At 74.7% G+C, this 9,931-nt stretch carries 10 protein-coding genes; 2 read left to right on the top strand and 8 right to left on the bottom strand.

Translation table 11 applies throughout. From position 1 onward, the window contains the following. The first annotated feature begins 118 nt into the window (after positions 1-118). Positions 119-796 carry a hypothetical protein gene (locus ACFRMQ_RS10005; protein WP_380728886.1) on the top strand — a complete coding sequence of 226 codons (678 nt, stop codon included), beginning with the start codon at positions 119-121 and terminating at the stop codon, positions 794-796. 7 nt (positions 797-803) lie between these two features. Here ACFRMQ_RS10005 and ACFRMQ_RS10000 read toward each other — a convergent pair whose 3' ends face one another. The 8 genes from ACFRMQ_RS10000 to ACFRMQ_RS09965 all read right to left on the bottom strand — a co-directional run bounded on the left by ACFRMQ_RS10000 (position 804) and on the right by ACFRMQ_RS09965 (position 8,737). Continuing rightward, a complete protein-coding gene (locus ACFRMQ_RS10000; RefSeq protein WP_380728883.1) occupies positions 804-1,595 on the bottom strand; it encodes a type III pantothenate kinase in 792 nt (263 codons plus the stop codon). A 47-nt stretch (positions 1,596-1,642) separates the two neighbouring features. Further along, positions 1,643-2,614, bottom strand: a complete 972-nt coding sequence (gene nadC, locus ACFRMQ_RS09995) for a carboxylating nicotinate-nucleotide diphosphorylase (protein WP_380728881.1) — start codon at positions 2,612-2,614, stop codon at positions 1,643-1,645. Between the two features lie 4 nt (positions 2,615-2,618). Beyond that, positions 2,619-4,289, bottom strand: a complete 1,671-nt coding sequence (locus ACFRMQ_RS09990) for an L-aspartate oxidase (protein ID WP_380728879.1) — start codon at positions 4,287-4,289, stop codon at positions 2,619-2,621. A gap of 15 nt (positions 4,290-4,304) precedes the next feature. After that, positions 4,305-4,754, bottom strand: a complete 450-nt coding sequence (gene panD, locus ACFRMQ_RS09985; protein WP_380728877.1) for an aspartate 1-decarboxylase — start codon at positions 4,752-4,754, stop codon at positions 4,305-4,307. A 140-nt stretch (positions 4,755-4,894) separates the two neighbouring features. After that, positions 4,895-5,800 (bottom strand): pantoate--beta-alanine ligase, encoded by a 906-nt coding sequence (panC, locus tag ACFRMQ_RS09980; RefSeq protein WP_380728874.1) that lies wholly within the window; start codon positions 5,798-5,800, stop codon positions 4,895-4,897. Beyond that, a complete protein-coding gene (locus ACFRMQ_RS09975) occupies positions 5,801-6,736 on the bottom strand; it encodes a Rossmann-like and DUF2520 domain-containing protein (protein WP_380728872.1) in 936 nt (311 codons plus the stop codon). It abuts the gene before it with no gap. A 76-nt stretch (positions 6,737-6,812) separates the two neighbouring features. After that, on the bottom strand, positions 6,813-7,502 hold the full coding sequence (locus tag ACFRMQ_RS09970) for a response regulator (protein WP_380728870.1): 690 nt from the start codon (positions 7,500-7,502) through the stop codon (positions 6,813-6,815). A 41-nt stretch (positions 7,503-7,543) separates the two neighbouring features. Beyond that, positions 7,544-8,737, bottom strand: a complete 1,194-nt coding sequence (locus ACFRMQ_RS09965; protein WP_380728892.1) for a sensor histidine kinase — start codon at positions 8,735-8,737, stop codon at positions 7,544-7,546. A 196-nt stretch (positions 8,738-8,933) separates the two neighbouring features. On the opposite strand from ACFRMQ_RS09965, the gene ACFRMQ_RS09960 reads away from it, so the two are divergent. Beyond that, on the top strand, positions 8,934-9,926 hold the full coding sequence (locus tag ACFRMQ_RS09960; RefSeq protein WP_380728868.1) for an SAM-dependent methyltransferase: 993 nt from the start codon (positions 8,934-8,936) through the stop codon (positions 9,924-9,926). The last annotated feature ends 5 nt before the right edge of the window (positions 9,927-9,931 follow it).

Genomic DNA, 9,931 nt, shown 5'->3' with positions numbered 1-9,931 from the left:
GGGGGGCGCGGGGGGGGGGGGTGGGGGGCGGGGCCGGGGCGGGGGGGGGGGGGGCGCCGCGGGGGGGGGGCCGCCCCGCCCCCCCGCCACCCCGGTCAGCGGACCGGAGTTCCAGCGGATGCTCACCGAACTGCTGCCGCGGGGCACGGTGGAGGTGGGCGAGGCCAGGGGCACCGAGAGCGGCACCCCGCAGCTGCGGCTGCTGCTGGACGACGGCCACGGCCAGGTGCAGTACCTGTTCTGGATCATGCGCTTCGGAGGGGCGGCCGCGGGTTGCCCGTCCGTGGCGACCGGCGGTGACGCCTGCACCGAGACGACCCGCCCGGACGGCGACCACCTGACCCTCTACCAGGCCGCCACCCGGGGCGGAGAACCGGCCGGCTCGAAGATGTGGTCCGCCCTGCTGACCGGGCACGGCTATCAGATGCTGCTTGAGGAGTGGAACCGCGACCCGCAGGACCGGAGCGCGCCGATCACCCGCACCGACCCGCCGCTGACGCCGGACCAGCTCGCCGCCGTGGTGACGGACCCGCGCTGGAAGCAGGTCGCCGCCGCCCTGCCGGGGAGCCCGACGCCCCCCCTGCCGTCGGGCTCCCCGAAGCCCCCCGTGCCGGGGCAGGCCTCGCCGGAGCTCCCCGTGCCGGGGGAGTCGGCCGCCCCGGGGTGGACGGTGGTGGTCGACGGCCCCGCGGGAGGCGCCCTGCCGACCGGCCCGGGCCCCGGCGTGCTGAGGCTGACTCCGCAGTCGCCCGGCGCGGCGGAGCCGACGCCGGCCTCCCCGACGCCCGCTCCCTGAGCGCCGCTCAGCCGGCGGCGGGCCGGTTGCGCTCGTACACCAGGCGCAGGCCGATCAGGGTCAGCCAGGGCTCGTGCTCGTCGATGGTGGTGGCCTCGCCGAGGACCAGCGGCGCGAGGCCGCCGGTGGCGATCACCTGGACGTCGTCCGGGTCCTTGGCCAGTTCCCGGGCCATCCGCTCGACCAGGCCGTCGACCTGCCCGGCGAAGCCGTAGAGGATGCCGGACTGCATGCCCTCGACGGTGTTCTTCCCGATCACGTTGCGCGGGCGGGCCAGCTCGATCTTGCGCAGCTGGGCGCCGCGGACGCCGAGCGCCTCGACCGAGATCTCGATGCCGGGGGCGATCGCGCCGCCGACGTAGTCGCCGCGGGCGTTGACGGCGTCGAAGGTGGTCGCGGTGCCGAAGTCGACCACGATGCACGGGCCGCCGTACAGGTGGTTGGCGGCCAGCGCGTTGACGATCCGGTCCGCGCCGACCTCCTTGGGGTTGTCCATCAGGACGTGCACCCCGGTCTTCACGCCGGGCTCCACGATCACCGCGGGGACGTCGCCGTAGTAGCGGCGGGTCACCTCGCGGAGCTCGTGGAGCACGGCGGGGACGGAGGAGCAGATCGCCAGGCCCTCCACCGCGGCGTCCTTGACCGCGGTGTGGTTGCCCATCAATCCCTGGAGCAGCACCGCCAGTTCATCGGCCGTGCGGCGCGGATCGGTGGAGATCCGCCAGTGTTCCACCACGTCCTCGCCGTCGAACAGGCCGAGTGTGGTCTGGGTGTTGCCGACGTCGATGGTGAGGAGCACGGGGACGCTTTCTGCGAGTCGGGACGGGGCTGTGCTCGACCTGACGGTCAGGCGCGCAGGTCCAGGCCGATGTCCAGGATCGGCGAGGAGTGGGTGAGCGCGCCCACGGCCAGGTAGTCGACACCAGTCTGGGCGACCTCGCGCGCGTCGGCCAGGGTCAGTCCGCCGGAGGCCTCCAGCTTCGCCCGGCCGGCCACCAGCGCGACGGCCTCCTTCAGCTGGTCGACGGTGAAGTTGTCCAGCAGGATCAGGTCCGCGCCGGCGTCCAGCACCGGCGGGATCTGCGCCAGCTCGTCCACCTCGACCTCGACCGGCAGCTCCGGGTACGCGGCCCGGACGGCCCGGAAGGCCTCGGCCACGCCGCCCGCGGCGACCACGTGGTTGTCCTTCACCAGGGCGGCGTCCGAGAGCGCCATCCGGTGGTTGGCGCCGCCGCCGCAGCGGACCGCGAACTTCTGCAGGGCGCGCAGGCCCGGGGTGGTCTTGCGGGTGTCCCGGACGACCGCGCCGGTGCCCTCCAGCGCGTCCGCCCAGGCCCGGGTCGCGGTGGCGATGCCGGACAGGTGGCAGAGCAGGTTGAGCGCGCTGCGCTCGGCGGTCAGCAGGTCGCGGGTGCGCGAGCGCACCGACAGCAGCACCTGGCCGGCCTCCACCCGGTCGCCGTCCTGGACGTGCCGCTCGACCTCGAACTCCTCCTCGCAGATCAGCGAGACGACCGCCTCGGCGATCCGCAGGCCGGCCACCACACCGGCCTGGCGGGCGGTGAAGTCGGCGGTGGCGACCGCGTCGGCGGGCACGGTGGCCACCGAGGTGACGTCCTCGCCGCCGGCCAGGTCCTCGGCCAGCGCCAGGGTGGCGATGTCCTCGACCTCGATCGGGTCCAGCCCGGCCTCCTCCAGCAGCTCGGCGAGCTGCGGGTCCAGGCCGGTCTCGTAGCCCTCGCCGTCCCCGCAGGCGCAGCCGTCGCCGCAGCCGCCGCTCTGGTCGGCCAGGGGGAGTTCCTCGTGCGCGTGGGTCATGGTCCTACTGCTCCTCAGGGGTGCTGACGGGGTCGCCGGAGGCGGCCAGGGTGGTGATCAGGTGGCGCCGCCAGTGGGCGTCGTCGCGCTCGGGGAAGTCCTCGCGCCAGTGGCCGCCACGGGTCTCCTCGCGCTGCGCGGCGGCCGCGACCAGGGCGGTGGCGACCAGCAGCAGGTTGGCGGCCTCCCAGGTCTCCACCCGGGGGTCGGCCGGCTTCTCCTCGGCCACGTGGCAGCGGGCCTGCTCGGAGAGCAGCGTCAGCCCGGCCGCGGCGTCGGCCAGCGAGGCGGCCGAGCGCAGGACGCCCGCGCCGCGCGACATCAGCCGCTGGATCTCGGCGCGCGCCTCGGAGGCCGGCAGCGGCACCGGCCGGGCGGCCCGTACGGCGGCGACGTCGACGGTGCGCTCGGGCAGTTCGCCCGCCGCGTGGCGCGCGGCCAGGTCGGCGGCGATCCGCTCGGCGAAGACCAGGCCTTCCAGCAGGGAGTTGGAGGCCAGCCGGTTGGCGCCGTGCACGCCGGTGCAGGCGACCTCGCCGCAGGCGTACAGGCCGGGGACGGAGGTGCGGCCGTGCCGGTCGGTGCGGACGCCGCCGGCGGCGTGGTGCGAGGCCGGGGCGATCGGAATCGGCTCGGTGACCGGGTCGATGCCGTGGGAGCGGCAGGAGGCCAGGATGGTGGGGAAGCGGTGCTCCCACATCTCGGCGCCGAAGTGCCGCCCGTCCAGGTACATGTGGTCGGTGTCCCGCTCCTGCATGCGCCGGGTGATCGCCTTGGCGACGATGTCACGCGGGGCGAGTTCGGCCAGCTCGTGCTGCCCGACCATGAAGCGCACGCCGTCGGCGTCCACCAGGTGGGCGCCCTCGCCGCGCACGGCCTCGGAGACCAGCGGCTGCTGGCCCGCGGCGTCCGGGCCGAGCCAGAGCACGGTCGGGTGGAACTGGACGAACTCCAGGTCGGCGGCGGCGGCGCCGGCCCGCAGGGCCAGGGCCACGCCGTCGCCGGTGGAGACGGCCGGGTTGGTGGTGGCGGAGAAGACCTGGCCCAGGCCGCCGGTGGCGAGCACCACCGCGCGGGCCCGGACGGCGCCGACGCCGTCGCGCTGGCCCTCGCCCATCACGTGCAGGGTGAGGCCGGCGGTGTGGCCCTCGGCGTCGGTCAGCAGGTCGAGGACGAGCGCGTGCTCGATCAGTTCGAGGTCCGGGTCGCTGCGGACGGCGGCGACCAGGGCGCGGGAGACCTCCGCGCCGGTGGCGTCCCCGCCGGCGTGCACGATCCGGTGGCGGTGGTGGCCGCCCTCGCGGGTGAGCAGGATCTCGCCGTCCTCGTCGCGGTCGAAGGCGGCGCCGACCGCGATCAGCCGGCGGACGGCGTCCGGGCCCTCGGTGACCAGGGTGCGGACGGCCTCCTCGTCGCAGATGCCGGCGCCGGCCACCAGGGTGTCGTCCAGGTGCTGCTCCGGGGTGTCCCCCTCGCCCAGGGCGGCGGCTATGCCGCCCTGGGCCCAGCGGGTGGAGCCCTCGTCCAGTACCGCCTTGGTGACCACCATGGCCCGCAGGCCGGCCTTGCGGACGTTGAGGGCGACGGTGAGGCCGGCGATGCCGGAGCCGACCACGACCACGTCGGTGGTGGCGGTCCAGCCGGGGGCCGGGGCGGTGAGGCGGTGCTTGGACATCGGTGGGTGGCTCCTTCAGCGCGAGGCGGCGTCGGCCGCGCCGTTGCCGTCACGGTACGCCGCGTCCCCGCGCAGCAGTCCGCTGCCCTCCGGTGCTTCGGCCGGGTCCCCGCCCAGGGAGGTGATCCGGTTCTGCCCGTCCACGAAGACGATCCTCGGCTCGTAGCCCTTGGCCTCGGCCGTGTCCATCTGCCCGTAGGCGATGAGTATGACCAGATCGCCGGGGTGGACCAGACGGGCGGCGGCGCCGTTGATGCCGATCACGCCGGAGCCGCGCGGGCCGGCGATGGTGTAGGTCTCCAGCCGGGCGCCGTTGTCGATGTCGACGATGTGGACGAGCTCGCCGGGGAGCAGGTCGGCGGCGTCGAGCAGGTCCTCGTCCACCGTGACCGAGCCGACGTAGTGCAGGTCGGCCTGGGTCACGGTGGCCCGGTGGATCTTGGACTTGAGCATGGTGCGGAGCATTGCGGGTCACGCCTCCTGTGAGTGCATGCCTGAGAGGGGTCTTGCTGCGGGGTGGTGCGTGGTGCGTTCTGCCTGGCGGCGGATTCTGTGCCGGACGGTCACCTGCCTGGCGGCAGATACTGTGCCGGACGGTCACCTGCCTAGCGGCAGATGACGTGGACGTTGTCGATCAGGCGGGTCGGACCCACCTTCGCGGCGACGGCCAGCACGGCCTCGCCCTGGAAGTCGTCCGCCGCCTCGGAGAAGTCGTGCGGGTCGATCAGGGCGAGGTAGTCCAGGGTGATGCCCTCGGCGCCGTCCAGGGCGGCCGCGGCGGCCTCGCGGACGGCCTTCGGGCCCTTCGCGCCGGCGTCACGGCCGGCGAACAGGGCCTTGGACAGGGCGAGCGCGTGCTCGCGCTCCTCCGCCGAGAGGTACTGGTTGCGCGAGGACAGCGCCAGGCCGTCCTCCTCGCGGACGGTCGGCACGCCGACGATCTCGACGTCGAAGTCCAGGTCGGCGACCATCCGCCGGATGATCGCCAGCTGCTGGGCGTCCTTCTCGCCGAAGAAGGCGAAGTCCGGGTCGGTGATGTGCAGCAGCTTGGCGACGACGGTCAGCACGCCGTCGAAGTGGCCGGGCCGGGTGGCGCCCTCGTAGCGCTCGCCCATCGGGCCGGCCGCCAGGCGCACCTGCGGCTCGCCGTTCGGGTAGACCTCCTCGGCGGACGGCGCGAAGACCACGTCGGCGCCGTTCTCCTCGGCCAGCCGCACGTCGGCGTCGAGGGTGCGCGGGTAGCGCTCCAGGTCCTCGGCCGGGCCGAACTGGAGCGGGTTGACGAAGACCGTCACGGCGACCCGGCCGTCCCGGCCGACCTGCTTGCGGGCGGCGCGGATCAGCGCGGCGTGGCCCTCGTGCAGCGCGCCCATGGTCATCACGACGGCGTTGTCGACCGGCTGCTCGTCCGGCCAGAACGCGGCCTCGAAGTCGTCCACGGTGCGGGTCAGGACGGCCCGGTGGACCTTCGGCGTCCGCTGGGGCTTGTTCGACTGCTTACCGCGTGCCATCTACCGCTTCTCCTCGTTCAGTACGTCCAGCAGCGCAGCTGCCGACGTTTCGTCGATCGTCCCGTTGGCGAGTGCCCGCTGGGCGGTGGCGCGGGCCATCGCCCGGTAGGCCGCCGGGATGTCCGGGGACACCGTACTGAGCTGCGCCAGGTGGCGCCGTACGGTGCCCTGGTCGCCCCGGGCGACGGGGCCGGTGAGGGCCGCGTCGCCGGAGCGCAGGCTGTTGTCCAGGGCGGCGCCCAGCAGCGGGCCGAGCATCCGGCCGGGCTCGGCGACGCCGGCCGCGCGCAGCAGTTCCATCGCCTGCGCGACCAGGGTGACCAGGTGGTTCGCGCCGTGCGCGAGGGCGGTGTGGTAGAGCGGGCGGACTTCCTCGGGCACCCACTCGGGTTCGCCGCCCATCTCCACCACCAGCGCCTCGGCGACCGGCCGCAGCTCGTCGGGGGCGGTCACGCCGAACGGGCAGCCGGCCAGCCGGGCCAGGTCCACCGAGGTGCCGGTGAAGGTCATCGCGGGGTGCAGGGCCAGTGGCAGCGCCCCGGCCCGGGTGGCGGGCTCCAGGACGGCGACGCCGTGCGCGCCGGAGGTGTGCACCAGCAGCTGGCCGGGACGGACCGCGCCGGTGGCGGCCAGCCCGGTCACCAGGTCGGCCAGCGCGTCGTCCGGGACGGTCAGCAGCACCAGGTCCGCGGCGGCCAGCACCTGCGGCGGGGTGACGATCCGCACGCCCGGCAGCAGCGCCTCGGCGCGGCGGCGGGAGGCGGCGGACACCCCGGAGGCGGCGACCACGGTGTGCCCGGCGAGCTGGAGGGCGGCGCCCAGCGCGGGGCCGACCCGGCCGGTGCCGACCACGCCGACGGCCAGCCGGGCCGGGCGGTTGCCGGGGTCGCTGGGATCGCCGAGCGGGGCGAAGTCGGCGAAGTCGGACGAACTCATGTCCACCCTTGTCCTGAATGACCGTTCCGGTCCCACCTGCGGGTACCGGACGTACCGCCCCAGTGTACGGGCGGGGTCAGTCGGAGGCCCCGGCCCGGATCAGCCCGGCCTCGTACGCCAGCACCACGGCCTGGACCCGGTCGCGCAGGCCGAGCTTGGCCAGGATCCGGCCGACGTGGGTCTTCACGGTGGCTTCGGAGAGCACCAGCCGGGCCGCGATCTCGCCGTTCGACAGGCCCTGGGCGACCAGCAGGAACACCTCCCGCTCGCGCTCGGTCAGCGGGCCGATGACGTCCGAGCCGGGCGCGCTGTGCGGGGTGGGCAGCACCTCGGCGAAGCGGTCGATCATCCGGCGGGTGGTGGTCGGCGCGACCACCGCGTCCCCGCCGTGCACCGCGCGGATCGCGGCCACCAGCTCGGTCGGCGGGACGTCCTTGAGCAGGAAGCCGCTGGCGCCGGCCTTGAGCGCGGCGAAGGCGTACTCGTCCAGGTCGAAGGTGGTGAGGATGAGCACGTGCGGGGCGCCCGGGACCGGGCTGCCGTCCTCGGCCAGGCAGATCCGGCGGGTCGCCTGCACGCCGTCCAGGCGCGGCATCCGGACGTCCATCAGGATCACGTCGACCTCGGTGTGCCGCAGCTTCTCCAGGGCCTGCGCGCCGTCGCCCGCCTCGGCGGTGATCTCGATGTCGCCCTGTGACTGGAGGATCATCCGGAAGCCGGTGCGCAGCAGTTCCTGGTCGTCGACGAGCATCACGCGGATGGTCAAGGTGGGACTCCTTGGACGGGGGTGGACGGGGGACGGGGCTACTAGTGGGCCGCCTTGAGCGGCAGGACGGCGCGGATCCGGAAGCCGCCGCCGGGGCGGGGGCCGACGTCGAGGCTGCCGCTGACCATGCCGACGCGTTCGCGCATGCCGATCAGGCCGTGGCCGAGGCCGTCCGTGCCGCCGGCCAGCTGGTCGTCGGTGCTGCCGCGCCCGTCGTCCTCCACCAGGACGGCCAGCTCGCGCTCGCCGAAGTCGACCGCGACCCGGGCGTGCGCGTCGGGGCCGCCGTGCTTGCGGACGTTGGTGAGCGCCTCCTGGACGATCCGGTAGACGGTCAGCTCCACGCCGCGCGGCAGCTCCCGGGGGTGTCCGGAGGTGGCGTAGTCGACGTCGAGTCCGGCGGTGCGGACCTGTTCCAGCAGCTCCGGCAGCTCCTCGACGCCCGGCTGCGGCACGTACTCCTCGGCCTTGGTGTCGGCGGTGCGCAGCACGCCCAGCAGGCGGCGCATCTCGACCAGCGCCTGGCGGCCGGTGGAGGCGATCGTGCCGAGGGCCTCCTTCGCCTGCTGCGGGGAGTTGTCGAGGACGTAGGCGGCGCCGTCGGCTTGGACGATCATGACGGAGACGTTGTGGGCGACGACGTCGTGGAGTTCGCGGGCGATGCGGGCGCGTTCGGCGGCGACGGCGATCTTGGCCTGGGCGTCGCGTTCGCGTTCGAGCCGGGCGGCGCGGTCCTCCAGTTCGGTGAGGTAGGCGCGGCGGACCCTGGTGAGCCTGCCCCAGGCCCAGCAGAGGATGAACGGCGTGCTCATCATCATCGTGAGGAACGTCGCCTCGCCGATGCCGTACGGGCGGGTGTGGACGTCGTTCGCCGCGTCGATGACCGTCCGCACCGGCTCCGTCTGCCAGAACACCAGCGGTCCGGCGGACAGCCCGGCCGCCAGCGCCAGCCGGGAGGTCCACTTCCGGCCGAAGGCGGCGCCGGTGTAGGCGAAGACCAGGTAGGCGACCGAGGAGCCGCCCGGGTAGACGCCGGCGACCACCTGGCCGACGCCGATGGCGGCCGCGGCGGACACCGTGAGGTCGGGGTGGCGGCGCCGGAAGACCATCAGCAGCGGCAGCAGCACCGCGATCAGGATCACGGCGCTCTGGCGCCAGCCGTCGTCCGTGGGGCCGTCGTCCGGCACCAGGCCGACGAACAGCACGATCGCCGCCCAGGCGGAGTCGACCACCATGGGGTGGCGGCGGAGCCAGGCGTTGAGTCGATGCACGTGTCCAGCCTAGGCAGTCGCTTCGCATGCCCATGTCCGCCGGTAGGGCGATCCGTACTACTCCGTAGGTCGGAGAAGGGCCTCGCCCGTCCGTGAGGGCCACCCCGGTGCCGGGTTCCGATTGGGTGGGCCTTCCCGCCGCCGGGTAGCGTCCCGGCCCATGACGTGGATGCGGTGGGCACCGGCTGTGGAACAGGCCCTGTACGAGCCCGAGCGGGGCTTCTACCGCAGGCCGGAGGGCCCGGCCGGGCACTTCCGCACCTCGGTGCACGCCTCGCCCGGGTTCGCCCGCGCGGTGGCCCGGCTGCTGCTGGAGGTCGACGAGGCCCTCGGCCGTCCGGAGGAGCTGGCCCTGGTCGATGTCGGGGCCGGGCGGGGGGAACTGCTCACCGGTGTCCTGGCCGAGCTGCCCGCGCGGGTGCTGGCGCGGCTGCGCCCGTACGGCGTGGAGATCGCCGACCGGCCGGCCGGACTTCCGTCCACAGCCCTGTGGACGGACGAGCCGCCGCGCGGCGTCACCGGGCTGCTGTTCGCCAACGAGTGGCTGGACAACGTGCCGCTGGACGCCGGGGAGGTGGACGAGGACGGGGTGCTGCGCTACGTCGAGGTGGACACCGCGACCGGCGAGGAGCGTCTCGGTGAGCCGGTCTCGGCGGCGGACGCGGCCTGGGCGGCCCGCTGGTGGCCCGTCGAACACCCCGGGGACTTCGTGGAGTTCGGCGCCCCCCGGGACGCGGCCTGGGCACGGGCGGTGGCCGGGCTGGAGCGGGGACTGGCCGTCGCGGTCGACTACGGGCACACGGCGGACCGGCGGCCGCTGTTCGGGACGTTCGCCGGCTTCCGGGGCGGGCGCGAGGTGGCGCCCGTACCGGACGGCTCCTGCGACGTCACCGCGCACGTGGCCCTGGACTCGATCGCCGTGCCCGGTCTCCACAGCCTGTGGACGAAGCAGCGGGAGGCACTGCGCGCGCTCGGCGTGAGCGGCGCGCGCCCGGCGCTCGCGCTCGCCTCCAGTGACCCGGCCGGGTACCTGCGGGCGCTGAGCGGCGCGGGGGAGGGAGCCGAGCTCACCGACCCGGGCGGGCTGGGCGCCTTCGGCTGGCTGGTGCAGGCCGTCCGCATGCCGCCCCTTGAGATCTTCGAAGGGCTGTGAGGCCG

This window comes from Kitasatospora sp. NPDC056783 (assembly GCF_042789895.1).
Classification (GTDB): Bacteria; Actinomycetota; Actinomycetes; order Streptomycetales; family Streptomycetaceae; genus Kitasatospora.
The sequence above is the reverse complement of the archived record's forward strand: the minus strand, read 5'-3'. Positions and strand labels throughout refer to the sequence as shown.